At 66.1% G+C, this 24,489-nt stretch carries 24 protein-coding genes; 14 read left to right on the top strand and 10 right to left on the bottom strand.

Features of this window, described 5'->3' with window-relative positions; translation table 11 throughout:
* Positions 1–49 precede the first annotated feature (49 nt).
* The 5 genes from KZ498_RS05540 to cofG all read left to right on the top strand — a co-directional run bounded on the left by KZ498_RS05540 (position 50) and on the right by cofG (position 4,776).
* The gene (locus KZ498_RS05540; RefSeq protein WP_312617518.1) at positions 50–949 is read left to right on the top strand and encodes a complex I NDUFA9 subunit family protein; all 900 of its coding nucleotides are present in this window, start codon (positions 50–52) and stop codon (positions 947–949) included.
* Between the two features lie 137 nt (positions 950–1,086).
* Positions 1,087–2,268 (top strand): tubulin/FtsZ family protein, encoded by a 1,182-nt coding sequence (locus tag KZ498_RS05535; protein ID WP_312617516.1) that lies wholly within the window; start codon positions 1,087–1,089, stop codon positions 2,266–2,268.
* The gene (locus tag KZ498_RS05530) at positions 2,246–3,022 is read left to right on the top strand and encodes a hypothetical protein (protein WP_312617514.1); all 777 of its coding nucleotides are present in this window, start codon (positions 2,246–2,248) and stop codon (positions 3,020–3,022) included. Before KZ498_RS05535 ends, KZ498_RS05530 begins: the two co-directional genes overlap by 23 nt.
* Positions 3,022–3,645 (top strand): 2-phospho-L-lactate guanylyltransferase, encoded by a 624-nt coding sequence (gene cofC, locus KZ498_RS05525; protein WP_312617513.1) that lies wholly within the window; start codon positions 3,022–3,024, stop codon positions 3,643–3,645. The genes KZ498_RS05530 and cofC overlap by 1 nt, the downstream gene beginning before the upstream one ends.
* Before the next feature lie 33 nt (positions 3,646–3,678).
* Entirely contained in the window at positions 3,679–4,776 is a 1,098-nt protein-coding gene (gene cofG, locus KZ498_RS05520) for a 7,8-didemethyl-8-hydroxy-5-deazariboflavin synthase subunit CofG (protein WP_312617511.1), read from the top strand.
* A 208-nt stretch (positions 4,777–4,984) separates the two neighbouring features.
* Here cofG and cofH read toward each other — a convergent pair whose 3' ends face one another.
* Complete coding sequence (gene cofH / locus KZ498_RS05515; protein WP_312617510.1) at positions 4,985–6,337, bottom strand: 7,8-didemethyl-8-hydroxy-5-deazariboflavin synthase subunit CofH; 1,353 nt, start codon at positions 6,335–6,337, stop codon at positions 4,985–4,987.
* Between the two features lie 125 nt (positions 6,338–6,462).
* Positions 6,463–7,479, bottom strand: a complete 1,017-nt coding sequence (locus tag KZ498_RS05510) for a sodium:calcium antiporter (RefSeq protein WP_312617509.1) — start codon at positions 7,477–7,479, stop codon at positions 6,463–6,465.
* 89 nt (positions 7,480–7,568) lie between these two features.
* Between KZ498_RS05510 and KZ498_RS05505 the strand changes: the two genes are divergently transcribed.
* From KZ498_RS05505 to KZ498_RS05490, 4 genes are all read left to right on the top strand, one after another.
* A complete protein-coding gene (locus tag KZ498_RS05505; protein WP_312617508.1) occupies positions 7,569–8,603 on the top strand; it encodes a phosphoribosylaminoimidazolesuccinocarboxamide synthase in 1,035 nt (344 codons plus the stop codon).
* 174 nt (positions 8,604–8,777) lie between these two features.
* The gene (locus KZ498_RS05500; RefSeq protein ID WP_312617506.1) at positions 8,778–9,170 is read left to right on the top strand and encodes a hypothetical protein; all 393 of its coding nucleotides are present in this window, start codon (positions 8,778–8,780) and stop codon (positions 9,168–9,170) included.
* Between the two features lie 139 nt (positions 9,171–9,309).
* A complete protein-coding gene (locus KZ498_RS05495) occupies positions 9,310–10,083 on the top strand; it encodes a CDP-alcohol phosphatidyltransferase family protein (protein ID WP_312617504.1) in 774 nt (257 codons plus the stop codon).
* Positions 10,084–10,260: 177 nt separating this feature from the next.
* Positions 10,261–10,821, top strand: coding sequence for a phosphatase PAP2 family protein (locus tag KZ498_RS05490; protein WP_312617502.1), 561 nt, complete (start codon positions 10,261–10,263; stop codon positions 10,819–10,821).
* A 236-nt stretch (positions 10,822–11,057) separates the two neighbouring features.
* Here KZ498_RS05490 and KZ498_RS05485 read toward each other — a convergent pair whose 3' ends face one another.
* Both KZ498_RS05485 and KZ498_RS05480 read right to left on the bottom strand, forming a co-directional pair.
* Entirely contained in the window at positions 11,058–12,314 is a 1,257-nt protein-coding gene (locus tag KZ498_RS05485; protein WP_312617500.1) for a transposase, read from the bottom strand.
* A 291-nt stretch (positions 12,315–12,605) separates the two neighbouring features.
* A complete protein-coding gene (locus tag KZ498_RS05480; RefSeq protein ID WP_312617498.1) occupies positions 12,606–13,586 on the bottom strand; it encodes a formyltetrahydrofolate deformylase in 981 nt (326 codons plus the stop codon).
* Between the two features lie 192 nt (positions 13,587–13,778).
* Between KZ498_RS05480 and KZ498_RS05475 the strand changes: the two genes are divergently transcribed.
* The 4 genes from KZ498_RS05475 (at position 13,779) to purQ (ending at position 16,414) form a co-directional block, all read left to right on the top strand.
* Positions 13,779–14,657, top strand: coding sequence for a GAF domain-containing protein (locus KZ498_RS05475; protein WP_312617497.1), 879 nt, complete (start codon positions 13,779–13,781; stop codon positions 14,655–14,657).
* Positions 14,657–15,322: a hypothetical protein gene (locus tag KZ498_RS05470; protein WP_312617496.1), complete on the top strand. Its 666-nt coding sequence runs from the start codon at positions 14,657–14,659 to the stop codon at positions 15,320–15,322. Before KZ498_RS05475 ends, KZ498_RS05470 begins: the two co-directional genes overlap by 1 nt.
* Positions 15,323–15,373: 51 nt before the next feature.
* On the top strand, positions 15,374–15,628 hold the full coding sequence (purS, locus tag KZ498_RS05465) for a phosphoribosylformylglycinamidine synthase subunit PurS (RefSeq protein ID WP_312617495.1): 255 nt from the start codon (positions 15,374–15,376) through the stop codon (positions 15,626–15,628).
* A gap of 108 nt (positions 15,629–15,736) precedes the next feature.
* The gene (purQ, locus tag KZ498_RS05460) at positions 15,737–16,414 is read left to right on the top strand and encodes a phosphoribosylformylglycinamidine synthase I (protein ID WP_312617493.1); all 678 of its coding nucleotides are present in this window, start codon (positions 15,737–15,739) and stop codon (positions 16,412–16,414) included.
* Positions 16,415–16,604: 190 nt separating this feature from the next.
* Here the strand turns inward: purQ and KZ498_RS05455 are convergent, their stop codons facing one another.
* From KZ498_RS05455 to KZ498_RS05445, 3 genes are read right to left on the bottom strand one after another with little or no spacing between them, the layout of a single operon-like run.
* Positions 16,605–17,618 carry an ABC transporter ATP-binding protein gene (locus KZ498_RS05455; protein WP_312617492.1) on the bottom strand — a complete coding sequence of 338 codons (1,014 nt, stop codon included), beginning with the start codon at positions 17,616–17,618 and terminating at the stop codon, positions 16,605–16,607.
* The gene (locus KZ498_RS05450) at positions 17,615–18,595 is read right to left on the bottom strand and encodes an ABC transporter permease (RefSeq protein ID WP_312617491.1); all 981 of its coding nucleotides are present in this window, start codon (positions 18,593–18,595) and stop codon (positions 17,615–17,617) included. Before KZ498_RS05450 ends, KZ498_RS05455 begins: the two co-directional genes overlap by 4 nt.
* 45 nt (positions 18,596–18,640) lie before the next feature.
* Complete coding sequence (locus tag KZ498_RS05445; RefSeq protein ID WP_312617490.1) at positions 18,641–19,765, bottom strand: extracellular solute-binding protein; 1,125 nt, start codon at positions 19,763–19,765, stop codon at positions 18,641–18,643.
* A 66-nt stretch (positions 19,766–19,831) separates the two neighbouring features.
* Between KZ498_RS05445 and KZ498_RS05440 the strand changes: the two genes are divergently transcribed.
* Complete coding sequence (locus KZ498_RS05440) at positions 19,832–20,557, top strand: TOBE domain-containing protein (protein ID WP_312617488.1); 726 nt, start codon at positions 19,832–19,834, stop codon at positions 20,555–20,557.
* Between the two features lie 297 nt (positions 20,558–20,854).
* Here the strand turns inward: KZ498_RS05440 and KZ498_RS05435 are convergent, their stop codons facing one another.
* From KZ498_RS05435 to arcS, 3 genes are all read right to left on the bottom strand, one after another.
* A complete protein-coding gene (locus KZ498_RS05435) occupies positions 20,855–21,931 on the bottom strand; it encodes an archaeosine biosynthesis radical SAM protein RaSEA (RefSeq protein ID WP_312617486.1) in 1,077 nt (358 codons plus the stop codon).
* A gap of 38 nt (positions 21,932–21,969) precedes the next feature.
* Complete coding sequence (locus KZ498_RS05430; RefSeq protein WP_312617484.1) at positions 21,970–22,377, bottom strand: VanZ family protein; 408 nt, start codon at positions 22,375–22,377, stop codon at positions 21,970–21,972.
* A gap of 85 nt (positions 22,378–22,462) precedes the next feature.
* Entirely contained in the window at positions 22,463–24,250 is a 1,788-nt protein-coding gene (gene arcS, locus KZ498_RS05425) for an archaeosine synthase subunit alpha (RefSeq protein WP_312617482.1), read from the bottom strand.
* Positions 24,251–24,489 lie beyond the last annotated feature (239 nt).

Below are 24,489 nucleotides of genomic sequence, written 5' to 3'. Positions count from 1 at the left end.
CCGATTGAATACGCTCACTTTTACGGGCGTACCGGTCCTACAGGGTGGCATGGACGTACTTGTCGTTGGCGGGACTGGATTCATCGGGCAGCACCTGTGCCGTGAACTCGACAATCAGGGACACGCTGTCACTGCGCTGTCCCGGTCACCGGCGGACGCGACGCTTCCCGACGGCGTCGAGACCGTCGCCGGGGACGTCACGGAGTACGACAGCATCGAGAGCGCGTTCGAGGGCCAGGACGCGGTGTACTATCTGGTCGCGTTGTCGCCCCTGTTCAAGCCAGATGGCGGCGACAAGATGCACGAGCGCATCCATCTCGGCGGGACCGAAAACAGCGTACAGGCCGCAGAAGAGCACGGCGTCGACCGGTTCGTCCAGTTAAGTGCGCTGGGTGCGGACCCCGACGGCGACACACACTACATCCGGGCGAAGGGCCGTGCCGAGCAGGTCGTCACGCAGTCCTCGCTGGACTGGACCATTTTCCGGCCGTCGGTCGTCTTCGGCGAGGGCGGGGAGTTCGTCTCCTTCACGAAGCGCCTCAAGGGGATGTTCGCGCCGGGCGTTCCGCTGTATCCGCTCCCCGGCGGCGGAAAGCAGACGAAGTTCCAGCCCATCTGGGTCGGCGACTTCGTCCCGATGCTCGTCGACAGTATCGAATCCGATGACCACGTCGGCGAGACCTACGAGATTGGTGGGCCGGAGGTGCTGACGCTCAGGGATGTGACCAACCAGGTGTACGATGCTGAGGGGTCTTCGGTAACCATCGTCCCGCTCCCGATGCCGCTGGCGAAAGTCGGTCTCTCTGTCCTCGGGAGCGTCGGGTTCCCGATGGGTGCCGACCAGTACCGCTCACTCAAATTCGATAACAGTCCAGCGACGAACGACATCGACGCGTTCGGCGTCAGTAGTGACTCTTTAACCACACTCAGCGGGTATCTCCGCGGATAAGTAGCGACAGTAGCTTCCTCCTACAGACTATCGTGTTAGGCAGTATTGATTTTCAACTATGATTCTCAGGGCTGAGAGCCGGGCAAAACACTTATACTCGCTATCGCTCTTTGACCCTTTAAGCGGAGAACCATATAATGAAACTGGCGATGATCGGCTTCGGGCAGGCCGGTGGCAAAATCGTGGACAAGTTCCTCGAGTACGACAAGGAGACCGGCTCGGGAATCGTCCGCTCGGCTGTTGCAGTTAATACAGCCAAAGCAGACCTGCTTGGGCTAGAACACATTCCGGAGGAGAATCGAGTGCTCATCGGCCAGGCCCGCGTGAAGGGCCACGGCGTGGGCGCAGACAACGAACTCGGCGCGGAAATCGCCGAAGAGGACATCGACGAGGTTCAGGGCGCGATCGACAACATCCCTGTCCACGAAGTCGACGCCTTCCTCATCGTCGCCGGGCTCGGCGGCGGGACGGGGTCGGGCGGGTCGCCGGTCGTCGCGAAACACCTCAAGCGTATCTACACCGAACCGGTGTACGGCCTGGGCGTCCTGCCGGGCAGCGACGAGGGTGGCATCTACACCCTCAACGCCGCCCGCTCGTTCCAGACGTTCGTCCGCGAGGTGGACAACCTCATGGTGTTCGACAACGACGCCTGGCGACAGACCGGCGAGTCCGTCGAGGGCGGCTACGACCACATCAACGAGGAGATCGTCCGGCGCTTCGGCGTGCTGTTCGGGGCCGGCGAGGTCGAGGCCGGCGACAACGTCGCCGAGAGCGTCGTCGACTCCTCGGAGATCATCAACACGCTCGACGGCGGCGGCGTCTCCACCGTCGGCTACGCCTCCGAGGACGTGGAAGTATCCTCGGGCGGCGGCGGCCTGCTCTCGCGGTTCAAAGGCGACGACTCGTCTGACGACGGGATGGACACGGCGAACACGACGAACCGCATCACGTCGCTCGTCCGGAAAGCCGCGCTCGGGCGGCTGACGCTCCCCTGTGAGATCGAAGGCGCGGAGCGCGCCCTCCTCGTGATGGCCGGCCCGCCGGAGCATCTGAACCGGAAGGGAATCGAGCGCGGCCGGAAGTGGCTCGAGGAGCAGACCGGCTCGATGGAGGTCCGCGGCGGCGACTACCCGACAAACGCCCCGAAAGTGGCCGCATCTATCATGCTGGCCGGCGTGCACAACGTTCCGCGAATCAAGGAACTCCAGCAGGTCGCCATCGAGGCCCAGGATAACATCGACGATATCCGTAACCAAAGCGAAGATAACTTAGAGGACTTAGTCGAAGACGACGAAGATGAACTTGATCCGCTGTTCTAACAAGACCGCCGCACTCCTCTGTGTTGTCGCCTTGCTCGCGACTGCCGGCACAGCGAGTGCGTTCTCTGTCTCTGCCGACGGCGTTCCGAGCGAGACGGCTGTCAACGAGGAGGTATCGGTGACGTACACGATAGACGACCCGTTCACCGACGCACCGAACGAGTGGGCGCTCGCCGGCTCGACCGAGCTCCGGAACGTCAGCTGGACGGTCACCGTACTGCGCGCGGGTGACCAGGTGAGCCAGGAGACCTACGGCGACCAGTCCTTCGAGCAGGACCTGGACATCGACGACAACGGTGACGAGGTTCGCGTCGAGCTCGTCGGCACGGCGCCGGCTATCTCGAACTACACGTACGAGCCGGCACAGAACTACCAGGTCGCCTCCCTCAGCCGGATCAGCGGGAACAACGAGGACGAGTTCCGCAACGACACCGCACACCACTACACCGAAGAGAGTCAGGCGGCCAGGCAGGCAATCGACGACGCACAGGCCGCAATCGACGCGGCCGGCGGGAACGAGGACGCCGAGGACCTTGTCGATAGCGCCGTCTCCTCCTACGAGAACGGCAACTTCCAGAACGCCCAGGACCTCGCCGGGCAGGCCGAGGGGCAGGCCCAGCAGGCCCAGCAGAGCGCCCAGACCCAGCGAACGCTCCTGCTGGTCGGTGGCGGGCTCGTCGTCCTCCTGTTGCTGGTCGGTGGCGGCTACTACGCGTACACCCAGATGGGTGGGGACGACTACTCCAAGCTGTAATGCGTCTCGTCGTCCCCGTCTCGGGGTCTGACCCCAAAACGCGGCTTGCATCCGTTCTGTCTCCCGATGAGCGCCGCGAGTTCACCGAAGCGATGCTCGCGGACGTCGTCGACGCGGTGACAGCGGCGGGCCGGGAACCCGAGGTCGTCTCGACGGCACCGCTCGACTGTGCCGCGCCGGTCACTGTCGATGACCGCGGGCTCGACGCCCTCGTCAACGCCCTGCTCGAATCGACGGTGAAGGAAGGTGACGGGACGCTCGCAGTCGTGATGGCGGACCTGCCGCTCGCAACCTCGAAAACCGTCGAGCGACTGCTCGCCCCCGACGCAGACGTTGTGCTGGCCCCGGGGCTGGGCGGCGGGACGAACGCCTTCGTCTGCCGGCACCCCGAGTTCAGGGTCGACTACCACGGCGCGTCGATACGCGACCACCGGCGGCTCGCCCGAGAGGCGGGCGCGAGCGTCGCCGAGGTCGACTCCCGGCTGCTCGCGACCGACATCGACGAACCGGGCGACCTCGCGGAGGTGCTGTTACACAGCGACGGCGCGGCCGCCGACTGGCTCGACGACGCCGGTTTCAGTCTGTCGCTCACAGACGGCCGTGTCACCGTGAGCCGCGAGTGAAGGTTTTTGTCCGTGGGGTGCAGACCCCGGGACGTGATACCCGGCACGGACGCGTACGACATCGATATCGAGATCCGGGACGCCGACATCGAGGAACTGCTGTCGGTGATGCCGGAGGACGTCGAGGCCGCGTCGGCGCTGTCGTACTGCCGGAACGTGTTCCTGCCGCTGACGACCGCCTGCCGGTACACCTGCACGTACTGCACGTACTACGACCCGCCGGGGCAGGCGGAGCTGATGGACCCCGGCGAAATCCGGGAGACCTGTCGCCGCGGGGCCGACGCCGGCTGTACCGAGGCGCTGTTCACCTTCGGCGACGACCCGGACGACCGCTACACCGCCGTCCACGACCGACTCGCCGAGTGGGGCCACGACTCGATCCACGAGTACCTCCGGGAGGCCTGCGAAATCGCGCTGGAGGAGGGGTTGCTCCCGCACGCGAATCCGGGCGACCAGACGCGCGAGCAGATGGCCCACGTCGCCGACCTGAACGCCTCGATGGGCGTGATGCTGGAGACGACCACGGACGTCCAGGCCCACGGCGGTCCGCGGGCGAAGACCCCCGGCCAGCGGCTCAACACCCTCCGCGTGGCCGGCGAACTCGGCGTTCCGTTCACGACCGGTATCCTCGTCGGCATCGGCGAGGACTGGCACCACCGGGCCGAGAGCCTGCTCGCCATCCGCGAGATGCACGAACGGTACGGCCACATCCAGGAGGTCATCGTCCAGCCCGTCGTCGAGAACGAGCGCTGGCAGGGCGGCTCCCCGGACCTGGCGACGATGCGCCGGGTGACGGCGATGGCCCGCGCGGGGCTTCCCGAGGAGGTATCCGTGCAGGTCCCCCCGAACCTCGCGCCCGCCCGGGACCTGACCGACTGCGGCATCGACGACCTGGGCGGCGTCTCGCCGGTCACAGTCGACCACATCAACCCCGAGTACGAGTGGCCGGCGCTAAAGGAACTGACGGCCGTCGCCGACGCCGCCGAGGTCCCCCTGACGGAGCGGTTGCCCGTCTACGACCGCTTCGCGGAGGGCGGCTGGCTCTCGGAGCCCATCGAGGCGGCCATCGAGGCCGACGACGACGCCGGCAGCCGGTTCCGGTCGATACTGGACCGGGGCGTAAATCTGTGACACCGGCGACCGACCGCTGCGTCTGAGCAGTCGTCACAGTCGGGACACACTGTTGGTTTTAATCGCCTAGTCCTCTAGGCAGTATCTACACATACGCTGGCGCACCAATATATATCATGCCTGGACGTGCCTCTGACAGCCGTTCCAGGCGAAATACTCTACCACGTCGGCCACGGCCAGTGTCCAGCCGTGGTCTACTTTCTCAGATTCAGTCGAGCAACGGCGTTCCGTCGGCCTGTGGCCCGAGTTGTGGCCCAAGCGTGTCGGCGTCGGGGTCGATGACGCGGCGCTGTTCGTAGTCCGTCGACCGCTCGACCGGCGTCCGCCCGATAGCCGTGACCATGTCAGCGTACTCCTGGAACGACCGGAACTCGCCGTAGTCGCCGCCGGCGCGCTTGGTGATCTCCTCGGAGAGGATGGTCCCCATGAAGTCGTCCGCGCCGCAGGTGAGCATCTTCAGGCCCTGCGTGTCGCCGTATTTGACCCACGAGGACTGGATGTGCTCGACGTTGTCGAGGAACAGTCGCGAGACGGCTATCAGCAGTTCGTCCTCGTCGACCGTCGCGCCCGACTCGACCATGCCCCGCTCGTACAGCGGCGTCTCCTCGTGGACGAACGACAGCGGGACGAACTCCGTGATAGCGCCGGTCCGGTCCTGCAGGTCGCGGATGCGCTTCAGGTGCAGCGCGCGGTGGCGCTCGTTCTCGACGTGGCCGTACATCATCGTCGAGGTCATGTCGAGGCCGACCGACGCGGCCGCCTCCATCGCCTCGAGCCACTCGTCGGTTCGAATCTTCCCCGGACAGATGACGTCCCGGACCTCGTCGACGAGAATCTCCGCGGCCGTGCCCGGAACGCTGTCGAGGCCGGCGTCTTTGAGCCGGCTGAACACCTCCTCGTAGGACCAGTCGGTGCCACGGCGGGCGTGGTAGGCCTCCTCAGGGGTCATCGAGTGGAGGTGGACGCCGCCGACGTTCATCGCCCGTAGTTGCTCGCAGTAGGTGGCCGGGTCTTTCTCGTACTCCTCGGGCGAGCGGTAGTTCAGGTCGCCGCGGTCGCTCGTCTCCAGTCGCTCCCGGTGTTCGTCGTCCAGCGCGAGCGCGGGGTGGAGGCCCGACACCGAACAGACCTCGTAGATGCCGCGGTCGAGGGCGTTCTCTACGATTTCGCGGGATTCGGCCGGCGTCTTGGTGAAGCCGCCGTGGTCCTCCTGGTAGTCGCTGCGGAACTGCTCGGAGCGGTCCTTGAAGTTACAGAACAGACAGCCGGTGTTGCAGGCCGTCGTGACGTTGTTGTTGAGGTTCGCGACAAAGGTGACCTCGTCGCCGACGACCTCGGCCCGGCGCCGGTCGGCCGCTTCGAGCACCTGTTCTTTCCGGTAGCGGTCGATGCCGTCCCGGTCGGTGCCCGTGGTGAGGAGTTCGACTGCGTCGGCGACCGTCAGTCGCGTCCCGTTTCTCGCCTTGGCAAGCGCGTTCTCGAACGACTGGTCAGTCGTCGGACGGTGCTCGAACTCGACGGACCCGTCCGGCGTACCGACGGTCTCTGGGACGTCCGGCATTGCTGGACAGGAGGGAAAGAACGGCTAAAAGCGTATGGGTCCGCACACGGCCCACAGGGTCGACAGGTCCCCGTGTTGCGGGACAGCGACCGGCCACCGATGGCCGCGGTTCGCGGGGCGCCCCATCAGCTCGGCAATACGCCGCCGACCCAGCCCACAGTCTCGACGATGACCCAGGCGACGAATACCGCGTAGGCGCAAAGCAGCGCGTACGATTCGAGTTCGCTCAACACGAGGTCGGTCCGGAGCACGGTAAACAGGAGTATCGTCGCGGCGGTCAGGACGCCGAACATCGGGACGGCCATCGCGAAGTCGACGGTCCAGGCGCCGGCGATGAGCACGCCGAGCGGGATGGCGACGAGCAGGTCGAAGGTGTTAGAGCCGAGGACGTTGGCAAGCGACGTGACCCCGCGGTCGTCGCGGGCCGCCCTGACGCTGACGAGCGTGTCGGGGAGGCTCGTCGCCGCCGCGAGAATCGTCACGCCGAGCAGGAACTCCTGGACGCCGGCGGCGCGTCCGACGACGCCGACGGCGTGGACCAGGTTCTCCACGGCCACGAGGATGACGGCGAGTCCGAGCAGGAGAAAGAGCCACTGCCGCCTGACGGCGATATCGGCGGTCCAGTCCGCTCCCGGGTCGTGGTCGGCCGTGTCCTGGTACTGGATGAAGACGTACAGCCCGTAGAGCGCGAGCGGAATCGCCGCCAGCGGTCGCGTGACGACGCCGGTCAGCGTCGCCTCGCCGGGGTAGTAGATGACCGCCAGCGCGAACGTGATGAGCAACACGGAGACGGCCAGCATGTAGAACTGGGCTTCCTTGTACACCAGCGTCCGGTTCGATTCGAGCGGGTCGTCGGTCGCGACGCCCGCGACTGCGGGGATGACGAGAACGTTGAAGATGGCCGAGCCGACGATCGCGCCGACGCCGAGCGGCATCGACCCGCCGAGCGCCGCGACGACGACGGTCGCGACCTCCGGGAAACTGGACCCGACGGCGACGATTATCGCGCCCTGGACGACTTCGGGGAGCCCGTAGTAGGTCGCGAGCCGTTCGCTCGAGGACTCGAGCCAGTCGCTCCCTTTCCAGATAGCGACCGTCGCGGCGACGATGATCACAGCCTCGACCAGCAGACTGGGAGCCATCAGGCGACCGGTCGGGACCGCGACGGAAAACACTGCCCTCCGAGGGCGAGTGAGAAACGTCTTTGTCCCCGGCGCGAAAGGCGGGCACAATGACGAGCGTCAAGGAATTCCGCGTGGACGAACCGGCGACGGCCGAGGGGCTCGGCCGCGGCGCGTTCGTGTTCACGGACGACTACTCCGTGTTCGACTGGGGCAAGATGCCGGACCAGATTCCGGACAAGGGCGCGTCGCTGTGTACGATGGGCGCCTACAACTTCCAGCTGCTGGAGGAGAACCACGTCCCGACACACTACGAGGGCGTCAGGCTCCCCGACGGCGACGAAGTGCTCGACCTCGGCGAGGCGCTGTCGGCCGACACCGCCCCCGAGGAGATGGTCATCGCACTCACACAGGTCCTGGACCTACCCTTCGAGGGCGGGAGCTACGACTACGACGCCTACCACGAGGCGGCAAACGAGAACTACCTCGTCCCGCTGGAGATAGTCTTCCGGAACCGCGTCGGCGTCGGGTCGTCGCTGCGGTCCCGGACTGACCCCACAGACCACGGGCTCGACTACGACACCTGGCCCGAGGAGGTCGTCGACCTCGAGGAGCCCATCGTGGAGTTCTCGACGAAATACGAGGAGCAGGACCGGTATCTCGACCGGGAAGCGGCCGACCGGATCGCCGGCACCGCCAGCATCGACCGCCTGGAAGAGCTGGCTCGCGCGGTCAACCACATCGTCACCAGGCAGGCCGCCGAGGCCGACCTGGTCCACGAGGACGGGAAAATCGAGTGTCTGTACCACGACGGGGAGATCCGCGTGGCCGACGTGGTCGGCACGTTCGACGAGAACCGCTTCTCCTACGGGGGCCAGCAGGTCTCGAAGGAGGTCATCCGCCAGTACCACAAGCGCACCCAGCCCGAGTGGGTCGAGGCCGTGAGCGAGGCCAAACAGCGGGCCGACGCGGAGGGCATCGCCGACTGGAAATCGCTCTGTGACGAGTCGCCCGCACCGCTTGATGACAGCGTGATTCGGGTCGCGCGCGACCTCTACTGTGCCGGCACGAACGCCTACGTCGGCGGGGACGTGTTCGACGCGCCACCGCTCGGTGACGCCGTCAGCGCCGCCAGCGAACTGTAGAGCGGAGGGATTGCTGTTCCGTCGTCTCACCCGCCAGCCACCGTGTGCGTGTGAACCAGCCTGTTCGTGGGCGCTAGGGTGATGATGCATCGGAGCGCTGCGGGTCCAGGTTTCGAGCAGTGAGCCGAGTGTTCTGGCAGTACGGTTATGTGAGAGACACCCAAACGGTCCGGTATGGCAACAGCCGAAACACAGGGGCTGTCCCTCCGTACTGCGTCGCTCGGTGGACTGGAGTGGACGGGTATCGTCGCCGCTCTGGTTTCCGCGGTCATTCACATCAGACTCGGCGTCGGGTTCGCCCCGTCGCCGCTTGGCATCAGTTTCATCCTCGCCGGCCTGGGCTTTCTCGGAGCGGTCGCGCTCGTGCTGGTGGACTACCGTCGGCAGGCGGTGTACGCCGCGGGTATCCCGTTCACGCTGGTCCAGATTGTCGCCTGGTACTACCTCAACTTCGCCGCCGGCCCGAAGTCGTTCCCGGGTGATATCGGAACGCTGGGTGGTATCGACAAGGTCGCCCAGGTCGTACTCCTCGCGGTTCTCGTCGTATTGCTCCGCCAGCAGTCCTGACCAGTTTGGTCCTGCGCTTAAGCGTGCCCGCCACGAAGTAGTGACAATCGGATGATTCGAGCGAGCCACATCGGTGCCGGACTGCGTCGTCTCCCAGGAGCCAGCTGTCGCGTCCGCCAGTCCGGGTCGGGAGGTGGCGATGGCAGAGCGGTACGGTGACCTGCCGGTCCGGGTCGGCCTGCGCGTGGCGATGCCGGTCGTCGGCGCGCTCGTGCTCGCCGTGTTGCTCCGGGGCCTGTTCCCGCCGGACGAGATGTTCCGGTGGGTGTTCCATCCCGCGAGCATCGCCGGCTGTTGCTGGGCCGGCCAGCTGTGGTACGTCGGCCGCTCCGTCGACACGACCCGAATCGTCAGCACCCTCGTCGGGCTGGCGAACGGCCTGACGGTCCTGCGTGGCGGGCTGTACGCCGTCGTCGCCGGGTTCGTCGTCGTCCCACCGTCTACCGGCCTCGCGTGGCTCCCCGCAATCTGTTACGGGACCGGCGCAGTGCTAGACCGGCTGGACGGGGCCGTGGCCCGGACCGTCGGCGAGCAAACCGAACTGGGCACTCGCCTCGACATGGCCTTCGACACGTTCGGCTTCGTTGCGGCCCCGCTGGTCGCGGTACTGTGGGGGCGACTTCCCGTCTGGTACCTCTCGATATCGGCGGCCCGCTACCTGTTTCTGTCCGTTATCTACTGGCGACAGTACCGGGACCGGCCGGTGTACGACACGCCGGACAGCAACCTCGGGAAGTACCTGGCGGGCGTCCAGATGGCCTTCATTACGGTCGCGCTGGTCCCGACGGTCCCGGCGGCGCTCGTCTGGACAGCCGCACCGGTCGTGCTCGCGCCGTCGCTACTGGTGTTCGGTCGTGATTCCCTCGCTGTCAGTGGGCGGCTGCCCGGGTCGCTCGCGAGCGGACGGGATTGATACGCGACCCCGCATCCGGTGGGCCGTGCGCTTCCCGACACGCCTCGCTGCCGTGCTGTGGTCGTGTAGTGACCGAGCCGACCGCTTCTCGGCGATACCCCGCGGCCAAGCGGCGACCGCGGCACGGTTCCACCGTCCAGTGACAATTTACCGTGGCGGCCCCTCCCGACAGAGTACATGGAGCAGTTCCTCACGGACGTACTCGAGTTCGTCGTCGAGATCGACGAGCGGAGCGTGTCGCTGATACTCGACCTCCGCGGCCCCCTCGCCACGAAGGTCATGACGTCGGTGACCGGCCTCGGCTCGGCCTCGGCAGCGGTCGTGTTTCTGGGCCTGTTCTATCTGGCCGGCTGGGAGGAAGAGCTCCTGTGGGCCAGTGTGGCGCTGGCACTGACCGGCGTGGTCGTCGGGGTGCTCATGCAGACGGTACAGCGGCCGTTCCCGCCGAGCCCGGTGTGTATGACCGGGGAGACCGAGAGCGTCGCCACGTCGTTTCCCTCCGGCCACGCGGCCGCCGTCGTGGTCTTCGCGATGACCGCGCGGAAGTCGCCGCGGCTCCCGTACGGCGTCGCGGTCGCCCTCGCTGCGACGATCGCGTTCTCTCGGGTGTACCTCGGCACGCACTACCTCTCAGACACCGTGGCCGGCGTGGTAATCGGAGTGGTTGCCTTCGTCGTCGCGGAGCGACTCGTCGACCGGTTCGACCTGCCATCGCGTGTCCGGCCGTATCTCGACTGAGACTGTTGGACGAAACTTCGTGGAGATATCGGGTGGCGAGAGTCCTGCAGCGCTTACGGCCGGCAGGACGAGCCACAGTGCAGTTCCGGACAGTCCGGAGTGCGGTTTTTGTGTCGGCCGACCTGCCACTCGAGATATGGACGGAGCCGACCGCTTCATGTTCTGGATGCTCGTCGTGCTGTTCGTCTTGACATCCTCCTCCGCCTGAAGTCGGAGGAATCCCGAGCGTTGGGATATTAGGGTTTGCAGTCTCCCTGTTCTCTCGGTGTGAACCGTCCGCTCTCGCGGTCGAACAGGTAGACTCCGGGCTGTGCCAACCAGCCGTTACTCATATCCCCGGTTGGGGGACTCTGAGTTATCTTTCGTCGGATGTTCACCGCTCCGTTCACGTCTGCGTTCATCGTCGTCTCGCACGACGAACAAACGTACAGACCACGCTCCACACGGTTGCTATCTCGAATCTGCCCGCAACACGAACACGTCTTAGAGGTGTTCTCCTCGTCAACGCGGTCAACGAGGATACCGTGTTCTTCGGCTTTGTATTCAAGCAGACGGGCGAATCGGTCGAACTCCCAGCCGTGCAACTTCTTGTTCCCCGACGCTCCCCAATCCCGTGACCCGCCGTCGTCGTCCTCTCGAATCTCACTGAGGTCGCCAACTGCTATCTTCTCCACGCCTTCTTCGACACACCGCTCAACGATGTGTTTCGGGAGCGTGTGGAGGAAGTGGTCTTTGCGCCGGGAGAGTTTCCGACGAGCCTTTCGCGCACGTTTGCTTGGGCCGTTCTCGCCTTCGGTCTGGTACTCCTCGCGGGTGAAGTAGTGCTTGTCCTCTTTCAACACATTCCCCGGATACAGCTCCGAGGGACCGTCCTCGTAGTCGATGGCGAGGTAGTTACTAATGCCGAGGTCGATACCCGCCGTCTTCTCGCCGGGGGCGTCCTCGACGGGAATTTCCTTCTTGCAGACGAGGTGCAGTTCCCAGCGGTTGCCGGTCCAGACGGCACGCACCTGTTGGATGTTCTCCACCTGTACGTCGGGGCGGGTTTCGTACTCCGCGAGGATGTAGTCAGACCGATTCTCTTTCAGGTTGAAGCCTTTTGAGAGCCGGAGTTGGCCGTGCTTGTCGTCGTGTTTGATGCCCTTCTGTTTCCACGTCACGGTGGAGCGTGGATGGTCGTCGCCACGTTTCCGGTAGCCCGGTGGGTTGTTGCCGTCGTCGGAGTTGTACCAGCCCGTGAACGCCTCAGCAAGTTCTTCGAGAACTCGCTGACTTGACTGAGAATGGAGGTCACTGTAGCGTTCGTGGCCTTTCAACTCCGATTTCAGTTCGGCTTCGTCGGGTATTTCGCCATCGTCATCCCACCGTTGTTGGATATAGTAGCGACCGACGTTCCACAGTTTCGATGCAGCAAACCCGCACAGATTGAGGTCGTCACGAACTTGACTGTGGTTCGTGATGCGTGCGACATAGGTGCGGGTCGTCTTCAGCATCGTACTGTGTTCATAACCAGTTATGAAACAGAGTGTACTAAAGTATGTGTTTGACATGGAATATCCGGCCTGTCGGAGTCGGTGGAAAGAGTCACTGAGTGACGGCGCGTATCCACGCCGTGAACGGCGTGGTATTGCGCCTGTTCAGCCTATAATGACCGTCGCGGTGGTCCTGTCGCTTCTCGTCGGCTGAGCCGTCGGCCGGTGAACGCTCCGTGTCGGTGAGAATGTGACGCCCGGATTCTGGTACCGTTTTCGTGGGCCGCTCGCTGCCGCTGCCGTCCGGAGAGCTCAGTCGTCCGCTTCGACCTCGTCGTCGTCGGCGACGAACTCGCCGAGTCCGTCGATCGGCCGGTCGGGGTTCAGGTGGTCGAGTTTCTCCGGTGCGCCGAGCTGTGTGTCCGCTTCCTCCGGGTCCCGAAGTTTCGTCCGGCCACGGTGGACGGTCACCTCGTCGTTAAGATGGAGCTTGATGGCCTCGATGAGCGCCTCGGCTTCCAGCGGCTGGCCGATCTGCCGGAGCTCTTCTTCGGTGGCGTCGTCGGGGACGTTGAACGCCCGCTGGGTGATAATCGGTCCCTGGTCCAAGTCCGTCGTCACGTAGTGGGCAGTGACCCCGGCGATGCGGACGCCCTCCTCGATGGCCTGCATGTACGCCGACGCGCCGGGGAAGGCAGGCAGCAGGCTCGGGTGGACGTTGATGATGCGGCTCTCGTAGCGGAAGACGACATCGGGCGAGAGGATACGCATGTACCGGGCCAGCGCGATGAGGTCGGCGTCGTACTGCGCGAGCAGGTCGAGCAGTTGCTCCTCGTCCGGCGTCCCCTTCTCGTCGCCGATGTCGTGGAACGGGACGTCGTATTTGGCCGCCAGCGGCTCGAGGTCGTCGTGGTTCCCGATGACTACCTCGATGTCCGCCCCGAGGTCGCCGTTGGCCCACGCCTCGAACAGCGCCTCCAGGCAGTGTGACTCCTTCGTGGCGAGGACGGCGATTGTCTGGGTCTCGCGGTCGGCGGGGAACCGGACCTGCACGTCGACGCCGAGGTCGTCGCCGAGTTCGGTGAGGTCGTCGCGGAGTTTCTCCTCCGTCGTCACCATCCCGGACGTGTCGACGCGCATGGTCATCCGGAAGACGCCCTCCCGGACGGCCTGGTCGAGGTCCTCGATGTTGATGCTGCGCTCGAACAGGAGCGAGGTCACTTCCGCGATGAGACCCGTATCGTCTTCGCCGACGACCGTAATCTCGGTCAGACCGCGGGTCACGATACCCACCTCCGGACAGCGTCGGGATTCATTTGCCCCAGAGTCGGCAGTCCCACGGCAAAAACCTTCGTTTTCCGCCTACGGTCGCCGTCGAGAATTACCTCACGCCCGACCGGACGGCTGCAATGATACGGTTTGTGGGCAGAACTGTTACTACAGCGTACATCAACGCTTTGTGTATCGGTCCATGTATGTACGACCGTGACGAGTGATTCGCCGACCGTCCTCTGTGCCCAGCGCGACGCCGGCGAGCGCGCGCGGACGGCCGACGCGCTTGCCGACGCCGGACTCGCTGTCGAGGAAGTGGGGACCGTCGACGCACTGGACGCGGCACTTGACCGGTCTATCGACTGCGTCGTGACGGCCTTCGACTTCGAGGACGGGGACGGGTTCGACGTGGTAGATGCGGTCCGTGATGTGAACCCCGACTGTGTGGTAATCCTCTATACGGAACACGCGCCCTCGGACCTCCCTCGCGGCGGTCCCGAACAGGTCGTCGAATACGTGCCACAGACGGTGCCGGAGTCCCGGGAGCGGCTCGCCGATATCGCTGCCATGGCTGCCGCCGAGGTGACGCAGGCGGCCTACCCCGTTCCGGAGACCGAGGCGGAGCGGCTAACCGCTGTCCAGCGATACGACGTCGACCAGTTGGCGGCAATCGACGCGTTCGACCGGCTGACGGCGCTTATGACCAGTCACTTCGACATCGACGTGGCCTTCGTCGGCCTCATGGACGAACACGAGGAGCGGTTCCTGGCGTGTGAGGGGGCCAACTGGCGGACCCTCTCCCGCGAGGACTCCATCTGCACCCACACGATTCTCTCGGACGAGACGATGGTCGTCGAGGACACCCACGAAGACCCCCGCTTTGCCAGCGTCGACGCGCTGAAACGGCTCGACATCAGGTCCTACGCCGGCGTCCGGATCACGGACGGGGAAGGGAACGCGATCGGTGCGGTCTGTTGTACCGACGGGGAGCCACGGCGCTACACGCGGACCGAGCTTGACGACCTCCGGCGGTTCGCCGACGAGGTCGAGGAGCAACTGCTGTTGCGGCGACGGCTCCAGAGGGGTCCCTGATGTCACAGCGCCGGGACGGTCGATACGCGTTCGACGGACTGCCGCTGAATCCGGTCGAACCGGGGACGAGCCTGCTCGTGACCGGCCCGGTTCTGAGCGGAGCGCGGGAGCTGGGGCTGCGACTCCTCTGTAGTCCCGACGCCGACGGCGGGACCGTCCTCGTCGCGACGGACAGCGACGCCGCGACGATGCTAGAGGACTTCGAGCGCCACGGCGGCGTGCTCGACCGCGGCCGGGTCCGCGTCATCGACTGCGCACAGGAGGGGAGCGCCCTCCCGGAAGACAGCGTGTCCGATATCAGCACGCCGGCTGACCTGACCGGCATCGGTATCGAGTACTCCGGCCACTACGAGTCGATGTACGCCAGCGGCCACACGCGGGTCCGGACCGGCATCGTCACGCTGACGCCGCTGCTCGTCTACAGCGACGACGTCCGGGCGGTGTACCGGTTTCTCAACACTATCACCGGCCGCATCGGCACCGCGGACGGGCTCGGCGTCTGCGTGCTCGACCCCGACGCACACGAGGAGCAGGTCGTCGAGAGCGTGGCGCAGTTCTTCGACGGCCGGGTCGACGTTCGGGCCGACGCGGGCGACCTCGAACTCCGTGTGGCCGGCCTGCGTGACCAGCCGACGAACTGGACGCCAGTCGAACCTGGCATCTGAACTATCGGGAGAACACAAGCGTTTTCTCCGCTGCCCGCTCGCTTGCCAGTAATGACCGCCTTTACCGCGACCGTCACCGTCCGGCTCAAGCGGGGCGTCCTCGACCCCGAGGCCGAGACGACACAGCGCTCCCTGGAACGGCTAGGTTTCGACCTGAACGACCTCCGCTCGGCGGACGTGTTCGAACTCGACCTCGACGCCGACAGCGCCGAGGACGCGGCCGACCGCGCCGATGAGATGGCCGAGCGTCTCCTGGCCAACCCTACGATCCACGACTACGACATCGAGGTGACCGAGGCAGAATGAGCGTCGCCTCGAAACTGACGGCGATTCGCTGTTCCCACACGGGGTGGCTCGCGTGACCGTCGCCTCGAAACTGACGGCGATAGTCGGTTCCCACACGGGGTGGTCACTGTGACTATCGCCGTCATCCAGTTCGGCGGCTCGAACTGCGACCGCGACTCCGTACAGGCCCTGGAGTCGCTGGGCTTCGACGCCGACCTCGTCTGGCACGAGGACGGCCTCCCCGAGGACGTCGACGGCGTCGTCCTCCCCGGCGGCTTCTCCTACGGCGATTACCTCCGTGCCGGCGCGATGGCCGCCCGCTCGCCCATCATGGCCGAGGTCCGGGAGGCCGCAAGCGAGGGCACGCCGGTGCTTGGCATCTGCAACGGCGCACAGATCGGCTGCGAGTCGTCGCTGACTCCCGGCGCGTTCACGACAAACGAGAGCGCCCGGTTCCAGTGTGAACACGTCCGCCTGCGCGTCGAGAACGCCGACACCCCCTGGACCAGCCAGTACGAGGCCGGTGAGGTCGTCGAACTCCCGATCGCCCACGGCGAGGGGCGCTACGAGATTCCCGACGACCGTCTGGACGAACTCGAAGCCGAGGGCCGGGTTCTGTTCAAGTACTGCGACGAGAACGGCGAGGTCACGCCGGAGGCGAACCCGAACGGCTCGAAACACAGCGTGGCCGGCGTCACCGGCGAGGACGAGCACGTCGCCGTCATGATGCCCCACCCCGAGCGGGCGACGCTTTCGGACCTGGGTCGGGTCGACGGCCGAGGCGTGCTCGAGGGCTTCGCCGAGTAGCGCCGGCAGGTTCGGCTGTTACCGCGGTAGTTTCACAGGAGACACGTCAGTGTAGCCGCGCCGCTCTCCGAGTTCGTTTCAAAGGGGAGGGACCAGCGGAGCGTGTGACATAGCCCGGCGGTCCCTAAACCGAGTTTGGTGGTCAAGCCGTATAAATACGTGCTTACCGAGGTGTAAGTGTAATCTGCAGTTACAGTTGACGAGCGCGGCTATCAGGGCCGGCTGACCCGCAGTGATGGACCCGGTCTTCGGGGACCGTCAGCCCGACCATCTCACCCACCGACGGCGGGTCATCGGCGAAGGCGTTGACCGTGACACCGTCAAAGGAGAGCGTTACTCTGTTCGTCGCATCTTCGCGGACGACCCGTTCGACGGAGGCCTGTATCTCGCCGGAGTCACCGATCGTGATAGCCTCGGGTCGTATCGCAGCGTGGCCGTTGCCGTCGCCGTCCGCCGAGACGCTCCCGTTCAGCAACCGCCGCAGAGACGGGGCCGACGAGATATCGACGGTGTTGGCGCCGGTGAACTCGGCGACCATCGGCGACGCGGGTCGTTCGAACACGTCCTCGGGCGTTCCGGTCTGGACGATTTGGCCATCGCGCATCACCGCGATACGGTCGGCAAGCGCCCGGGCTGTCGTCCGGTTGTGTGTGACATACACCGATGTCACGTCGGCGAGCACGTCTGCCAGGTCGTCTCGCAGGGCCTGGCGAGTCGGGACGTCCAGCGCCGCGAGTGGTTCATCGAGCAACATGACTGCCGGCTGGATAGCGAGTGCCCGAGCGAGCGCCACCCGCTGTTTCTCCCCACCCGACAGCGTGGGCGGGTACCGGTCCGAGAGGTGACTCACACCCAGTTCAGCCAGCAGCGCGTCGGGGTCGCCCGTCTCGTCGTGATACTGGGTTCCGTACGCCACGTTCTCCGTGACAGTCATGTGCGGAAAGAGGGCGTAGTCCTGGAACACGAAGCCGAAGTCGCGCCGTTCGGGCGGCAGGTCGGTGAGCTGACGGCCGTCGAACCCGACGAACCCGTCGTGTTCGTGGAAGCCAGCCACGGTTTCAAGCAGGAGGGTCTTGCCGCTCCCGCTCGGCCCCAGAATCACCAGGCTCTCGCCCGGTTGAACTTCGATTTCGGCGTCGACAGTGAACGCTTCGGCCCCGTCGGCCGTGAACGTCGATTCGACAGCGGCGTGTAGTCCGTTCACGGCATCCCCCCTGTGGCCGAGTTGTCGTCGGTGAGATACCTGACGATGAGGAAGATGACGGCCGAGACGGCAAGCAGGAGAAACGCGACGGCACCGCTCTCGGCGAGCCCGCCCTGGAGGTAGGTGTTGTAGACGAACACCGGCGCGTGCTGGGCGGTGACCTCGCCGCCCTCGAGCGGGTAGAAAAACGACACCGAGTAGGCGACGACGGCGACCGCGCCGAACTCCGAGACTGCGCGGGCCCAGGCGAGGACGCCGCCGGTGACCATCCCCCGGAGAGCCAGGGGGCCGGTGACCCGGCGGAACGTCGCCCACTTGTTCGCGCCGTGGATTCGCGACGCGTATTCGAGTCTGGTGTCGATAGCCTCGAAGGACTCGCGCGTCGCGTTCACGGCGTAGGGGGCCGAGACGAACGTCATCGCGAGCACCATTCCGGTCATCGTTCCGAGCACGGAGAACTGGGGGAACGCGCCGCCCTGTCCGAACCCGAACAGGATGAGGATGCCCGCGACCGAGTGCGGGACGACCAGCGGGAGGTCCACGAGGCTCTCGACGAACGGCTGGCCCGGGAACCCCTCCGCGAGGAGATGGGCCAGTGGCACACCGAGAACGAGGCTGAGAACGGCCGCGAGCAGCGGCCCGTACACCCCGAGATAGAGCACGCGGTGGACGCCCGGGTCCGTCGCCTTCTCCGCGACGAGGGAGGGGTTCTGCCGGGCGACGAAGAGAAACAGCGGGAGCCCGAGCGCGACCGTGAGGATACTCCCGACGGTCGCCGTCGCGACGGTGAACGAGGAGCCATCAAGGACGTAGGCGGTGACGGCGGTGCTGCCGACCATGAAGTACGCGTACCAGGTCGGCCGTCCGTAGGTGTAGGCCCCGGCGAACGCGACCGCCTGTAAGGCGATGAAGGCGACGACGAGCGGTCGCGTGCCGACACGTTCGCGAACCAGCCGGGTGTCGGTTTCAGTTGCCATCGTGTAGTGTCTGGTGGTTGGGGGTCATCGGGGAGGTCCGACCGCTTACAGCTCCAGCGGGCCGAGGTTGCTCTGTGCGCTGGCGACGTCCATCACGCGGTCGGGGACGGCGTCTTCCCCGCTGGCCGGGACGACGATGGGGTCGACCGGGACAAGCCCCTGGTTCTCCAGGATGGAGCGACCCGCGTCGGTCGCGAAGTACTCGACCCACTGGGCCCCGCGTCCGGGTGCTTCGGCGACGCTCGGAACCGTGACTCCGTAGGCGATTGGCGCGCCGGTGAAGGTCCCGCTGCCGGTCTCGACCTCCGCTTTCGCGTAGTGTGCCGCGTACTCGCTGGTCGCCTGCGAGAGGTCCACCTCCTGCTGGAGGTCGATGAATGGCTTGCCGGACGTACTGGAGATGGACTGGTAGTACATCACGTAGTCCAGTTCGCCGGACTCCAACTGGCCTTCGAGGTTCGTCTCCGTGCCCGTCGGCACCACTGAGTTGTCACGCAGGGCCTGGTAGGTCGACTCGTCGTAGAGCCGTTCCCCGTTGAACTCCTCCTTGCCGAGTTGCTGTGTCATGACCGCGCGGTAGCCGCCGGGGTCGACGGCCGGGTCGGAGTGCCCGATAGTGACGTCGTCCCGGGTCAGCACCTCCCACCAGTTGTCTTTCGAGATGTCTCCCGCGCCGGGCGAGTCCTCTCGGTACTGAATCGACATCGAGTTGGTCGTAAAGATGGCGTACCAGTCCCCGTAGTCGGGGAGGATGCGGTTCCGGATGAGCCTGAAGTCCGAGACGCCGAGCACGTCGGCCGACCGCCCCTGCTGGGTGATTTTCTGTGTCGACGCGACAGAGCCCTTCGCTTCTCGGTTGACATCGACGCCGTACTCGTCCTCGAACGACGGTTCGGCCTCGCCGAACGGCGGTGCGAGGCTCCCCGCGTGGAATATCGTCATCGAATCCGCCATCGACGACTCGGTCGGCGTCGACTCGGTCGTCGAGTCCGCCGTACTGGTTCCACCGCCGCTCGAATCCGTCGAGCCGCCTGACTCGGCGTCGCCGCCGTCACTACCGCCGCCACACCCCGCGAGCGCGGTCAGCGTCGCGGCACCTGCGCCAGTCAGAAACGCTCTCCGTGTCGTTCGTTGCCTGGAAGTCCCGTCGGAGTTCGACCGTTGTGTCATAGTCGATACTTCCCCTTCTATCGTGATAGTCATAAAATCTTTGACCACACTCCACCTCGCGTTCGTATGGACGCGACTGCGGACGTGGAAGTGCAACTGGGCCAGGGCGACGTGGCGCTGACGGCCCGCGACCGGCGGCTCCTGCAGGCGGTCGCCGCCCACGGGTCCCTAAACAGCGCCGCCGAGGCGCTGGGCCGGTCCTACGCCCACGCCCAGCGCCGTATCGTCGAACTCGAAGACGCCTTCGGCCCGCTGGTCGACAGGAGTCGGGGCGGGAGCGGCGGCGGCGGCAGCGAACTCACGGACACCGCCGAGCAACTGCTGGCTCGGTTTCAGCGGCTGCAGGCCGAGTTCGACGGGGTGGCGACGGCAGAGGAGACGGTCCTCCGAGGGACTGTCGTGGACCGCGACGGCGAACTGGCGACCGTCGAGACGCCGCCGGGGACGGTCCGGGCCATCGTCGATACCGAGGCGAGTCCCGGCGACGCGGTGGAGGTCGGCATCCGCGCCGACACGGTGACGCTGAACGCGCCGCCCGAGGCCCCGGAACCGACGGGGACGAGCGCGCGAAACCAGTTTGCGGGCACCGTCGAGCGTATCGACGAGGGCGAGTCTATCGCGCTGGTCGCGCTGGCTGTCGGCCCGGACACGACGCTGTCTGCGCTTGTGACCGACACGAGTCTCCACAAACTCGACATCACCGCTGGCGCGGAACTGGTCGCGTCGTTCAAGGCGACCGCGACCGTCGGCGTTCTCCCCGCTATCGAGCAGTCAGAAGAAGACGGGTCGTGAGAACGCCGCCTTTCACTACCGAGACCGGCGACCCGCTCAGAAACCCCAGCTCGAGGGTAGCAGCTCGGCCTGGCATGCGCTACACGCAACCATCCCGTCGTTATCGATGCACTGGCGACGCTCGCCACACAGCTCGCACGTCATGACCGTGCCACGGGTGTTGAACCCGTGCTGGTCGTGGTCTCCGTTCGGATGCCCGGTCGTGGTCATTATCGAACAAGCGTAGGCGCGAGAGACGGATAAGGGTTGGTCGACAGTCTGTCACAAAGTCACTCACAGATCGTCGGTTCGACGGCGCTACCGAGCGAGCGGGAGCGAGTAACTGCGTTCGCGTTCGACGACGGCGTCCCACGTCGCCTCGCACGCACAGCTCACCTGCTCGAACACCGACGGGTCCTGCCGGAGACCGAAGTCCTTGATTGCGCGCTGGACCCTGTCGTCACACTCGCCGCAGTTGTGCGGGCCCCGGTCGCTGCCGTGTCCGACCGGGTCCGAGACGACGATGACGTCCTCTTCAGCCGTGGATTCCAACACCTCGGCGACCGACCAGAGCCACGGCGGCCGGTAGCCGCCGTCGTGGTACAGTTCCTCGACCATCGTGTACCGCTGGACGTTACAGGGGTTCATCGAGACGGTGTGACAGCCCTCGACGGCCGCGCACCGACGCACCGACCGCTTCATATCTTCGACGGCCTCCGACTCCGAGAGGAAGGGCGGCTTCATCAGCAGGTAGGCCTTGACGCCGGCACCGGCCGCCTGTGCCGCCTCGGCGGCGTCCTCGAAGTCGGCGAAGTCGAAGTACTTGTTCACACAGTCGTGTCGGACACGGTCGGTCGCCGTCTCTAGGCCCACCGCCACGTCCGTCTCCAGGCCGGCGTCGACGAAGTCGCCGACCGTCTCCTCGTCGACGAAGTCCGGCAGCGACTCGACCACGATGCGCTCGCGGTCCGCGAACGTCTCGGCGACGGCCCGTCGCGTCTCCGCCGGGACCTCGCGCTCGTCGAGGAAGCTCCCCGAGGTGTATATCTTGATGAGGCCGCTCTTCCGGTCGCTGTTCTCGGCCTCGTGGTCCAGACAGTGCTGAATCTGGGCCATCAGGTCCTCATGGGCGACGCTGCCGCCCTCGACGCTCTCGGCGACGTAGCCACACATCGTACAGCCGCCGGCACGCGCCCACCGGCACCCGCCGGTGTTCAGGATGATAGTCAGGCTCTGGTAGACGCCGTCGGGGGTGTTGTCCTCGTCGAGCCACACGCGGGTCGGCTCGCGAGGGTCGTAGGTCGAATCGTTGCGCGACCGGATGTCACGCATCACGGAGTTGTGGGCGTCCATGCCCTTGCCCTCCTCGTAGACCTCGGGACTGGGCTTGCTCATTGGGGCGAGGTAGCCGATGAGCGCGTAAAGCCGCTTCGTTACCGCCGAGACGGTGGGTCCGTTCGGTCCGGCGGCGAGCCGGGCCGTCGGGCCGCGAGCCATGCCAGCCCGGCCAGAACGGCTCCGACCGCGTTAGCCACCAGGTCAGCGCCGCTCACCCCACGCGACGGAACGAGGCCCTGCAGGAGTTCCACCCCGGCCCCGTAACAGATAGCAATCGTCACGAGCACTGCGACCGCGGTCACCTCACGGGCCTGTCGTCCCCACGCGAGCAGGACCGCCAGTGTGCCGTAACTCGCCGCGTGAACCCACTTATCCAGCGTGATACCGAGGAGCGCGGGGACCTGCTCGCCCGCCCCTTCGGGAACCGGGAGAAGCGAGGTGGCAAGTAACAACAGAGAAAACCCGACAGCGGGCAGGTACCGTCGGCGTCCCGACCAGTCCATACCCCCGGTTGCCCCGCTCTGCGGATAAGTCGCGCGGTCTGACAGGAACGCCTATGGCATCGCTCTCGATAGCCAAGCAAGGAGTCTACTGCTCGTCGACGTGACGCATCTGGACGGCGATACCCCGCGTCGAGGACCGCATCTCCGGACCGCTCATCTGGGCGCGGCCGACGCCGAAGGCCGCATCGCCCCGGATCACCACGTCGTCGCCGACCCGGATGTCGTCGCTGGCGTCCGTGATTCCCGGCGCGAGCACCGAGCCGTGGGGGACGAACGGTTCGATTTCGACGGTTTTCGTCGGCACGTCGCTCTCGACCCAGCGGCGGGCCCCGGCAGTCGTCAGTGAGAGGACGCCGTACTGCTGGGCCAGCGCCGCCAGTTGCTCCCCGTCGGCGTCGTCGGCGCGCAGTTGCGGATACCGGCCCTGCGTCGAGAGGTCCTCGAACAGTTCGTCGCCTGCACCGGTACCGAACTGGTAGTCGGCGACGGCGCGGATAGTGTTGTGTTCCCGTTCCCGCTTCGGGTAGCGGTCCCAGCCCTCCAGTTCGGCGGCGAGGTTGCCGAGCGAATCCGCCGTTGTCGGGTGGTCGGTGACCGTGTAGGTGAACGCCCGGCCCAGCGAATCGGCCACGCGCTCGCAGATGTCACGGTACCCTTCGCCGGGTACGTGGGCGATAATCTCCGGGTAGTCGGTGCCTTCTAAATAGCGTTCGAGCACGCGGCTGACGAACTCGATCTCGGTGGCGGTCCAGTCCCCCGTCACCACGGAGTCGTAGTGCTGGGCGGGGTAGGTGAGTTCGAGTTCCTGTGGGACGACACCGATAGGCGAGGTCATCGAGACGACGTGGGCGCGCCACGTAATCGCGTCGTGGTACTGCTTGTGGCTCTGGGAGTCGCTGTAGGGTTTCCGCGCCGAGCACGGGACCAGCACGAGCGGGCGGTCGTCGAAACGCGGCACGTAGCGGTCGGTGACGCGTTCGGCGAAGCGCTGTATCTCGACGCGACGCAGCGAGTCGTCGCTGGCCGCCGAGAGGTCGGCCCGCCGGATGAGCGGCGTGCGCTCCTCCAGGTAGCTGTACTGCTGGTCCAGCCGTCGGAAGGTCGCGGTGAGCCAGTTGTCCTGTCGAGCCTGGCCCTCGACGTAGTCCCGAAGGCGACCGTCACGGATGCGGCGGCGGACGCGCCGGAGTTCCGCGGCGAGCGCGTTGACGTTGTGTTCGACGCAGTCCTGGCGGTCGAACGCCTCGCGTGGCTGCTGGCAGGCCGGACACGCACACGGCAGTTCGTCGAGGTCTTCGAGGAAGTACGCCTCGTCGGTCGTGAGATACCGTCCCTCGGTCCCGCGGACGACGGCGCGGTCGGGGTCCACGAGGTCGACGCCGGCGTAGACGAGCGTCGCGACGTTACGCGGCGTGGCGACGCCGGGCAGGTACAGCGCCGTGTCGGCGGGGATGGCGTCACGGACGGTCGTGACGGCGTCGACGAACGCCGCCGCGTGGCCGACGTAGCCGGGCGCGCCAGCGAGCACGTAGGCGTCACTGCCGTGGTCGGTTGCCGTGTCCGGCGAAACGACGGCCGCGCTCGGGAACGCGACGTCGGGATAGTCGACCGCGAATGCGTCGGCGACTTCGTCCGGCGTTCCGGCGGGGAACCCGCGGTGGGGCAGGACGGTGAGCAGCGAGTCGTCGCCTGCGGGGGCGTCCCGCTCGGTGGGCCAGCGGCTTCCGGCGTCGTCGAGGACGTGCCGGCAGTCGCCCGGCGTCGCTGTGTCCACGTCGTCGACCAGCGCCGGCGTCGTCACGGAGTCGGCGAGGCGCACCTCACCCACTCGCGCGGCGCTGTCGCGCTCGTGGACCTCGAAGTAGTCGGTCATGCAATGGCGTCAGCCACGCGCAACCAACTATCTTGCCTTTGTGCCACCGCCGTCGGTAGCGACCGGAGATACCGTACGTCGTCCCGGGCCACAGTTATGTGTGCGTGGGTGTCACGGACAGACTGCTATCCGCTGATTAGCTGGGTCCTAACTAAATCTACAGAGGCGGACTGACTGTCCGTGCAGCGACAGACACGACGAGACGTGTTGCTCGCCCTTTCGGGGACAACCGCGGCGTT

The sequence above is a fragment of the Haloarcula sp. 1CSR25-25 genome (genome assembly GCF_032027985.1).
Classification (GTDB): domain Archaea; phylum Halobacteriota; class Halobacteria; order Halobacteriales; family Haloarculaceae; genus Haloarcula.
Note: the sequence above shows the minus strand (reverse complement) of the source record. Positions and strands in the feature narration are given on the sequence as shown.

Bases quoted from the DNA above. Each gene is read 5' to 3' on its own strand.
- arcS (WP_312617482.1), bottom strand. From the start codon at position 24,250: ATGACCGACTACTTCGAGGTCCACGAGCGCGACAGCGCCGCGCGAGTG.
- KZ498_RS05510 (WP_312617509.1), bottom strand. From the start codon at position 7,479: ATGGCTCCCAGTCTGCTGGTCGAGGCTGTGATCATCGTCGCCGCGACG.
- cofH (WP_312617510.1), bottom strand. From the start codon at position 6,337: ATGCCGGACGTCCCAGAGACCGTCGGTACGCCGGACGGGTCCGTCGAG.
- KZ498_RS05535 (WP_312617516.1), top strand. From the start codon at position 1,087: ATGAAACTGGCGATGATCGGCTTCGGGCAGGCCGGTGGCAAAATCGTG.
- KZ498_RS05500 (WP_312617506.1), top strand. From the start codon at position 8,778: ATGGCAACAGCCGAAACACAGGGGCTGTCCCTCCGTACTGCGTCGCTC.
- KZ498_RS05445 (WP_312617490.1), bottom strand. From the start codon at position 19,765: ATGACACAACGGTCGAACTCCGACGGGACTTCCAGGCAACGAACGACA.
- KZ498_RS05450 (WP_312617491.1), bottom strand. From the start codon at position 18,595: ATGGCAACTGAAACCGACACCCGGCTGGTTCGCGAACGTGTCGGCACG.
- KZ498_RS05490 (WP_312617502.1), top strand. From the start codon at position 10,261: ATGGAGCAGTTCCTCACGGACGTACTCGAGTTCGTCGTCGAGATCGAC.
- KZ498_RS05495 (WP_312617504.1), top strand. From the start codon at position 9,310: ATGGCAGAGCGGTACGGTGACCTGCCGGTCCGGGTCGGCCTGCGCGTG.
- KZ498_RS05530 (WP_312617514.1), top strand. From the start codon at position 2,246: ATGAACTTGATCCGCTGTTCTAACAAGACCGCCGCACTCCTCTGTGTT.
- purS (WP_312617495.1), top strand. From the start codon at position 15,374: ATGACCGCCTTTACCGCGACCGTCACCGTCCGGCTCAAGCGGGGCGTC.
- KZ498_RS05440 (WP_312617488.1), top strand. From the start codon at position 19,832: ATGGACGCGACTGCGGACGTGGAAGTGCAACTGGGCCAGGGCGACGTG.
- KZ498_RS05435 (WP_312617486.1), bottom strand. From the start codon at position 21,931: ATGAGCAAGCCCAGTCCCGAGGTCTACGAGGAGGGCAAGGGCATGGAC.
- KZ498_RS05430 (WP_312617484.1), bottom strand. From the start codon at position 22,377: ATGGACTGGTCGGGACGCCGACGGTACCTGCCCGCTGTCGGGTTTTCT.
- KZ498_RS05485 (WP_312617500.1), bottom strand. From the start codon at position 12,314: ATGCTGAAGACGACCCGCACCTATGTCGCACGCATCACGAACCACAGT.
- KZ498_RS05470 (WP_312617496.1), top strand. From the start codon at position 14,657: ATGTCACAGCGCCGGGACGGTCGATACGCGTTCGACGGACTGCCGCTG.
- KZ498_RS05505 (WP_312617508.1), top strand. From the start codon at position 7,569: ATGACGAGCGTCAAGGAATTCCGCGTGGACGAACCGGCGACGGCCGAG.
- KZ498_RS05540 (WP_312617518.1), top strand. From the start codon at position 50: ATGGACGTACTTGTCGTTGGCGGGACTGGATTCATCGGGCAGCACCTG.
- cofC (WP_312617513.1), top strand. From the start codon at position 3,022: ATGCGTCTCGTCGTCCCCGTCTCGGGGTCTGACCCCAAAACGCGGCTT.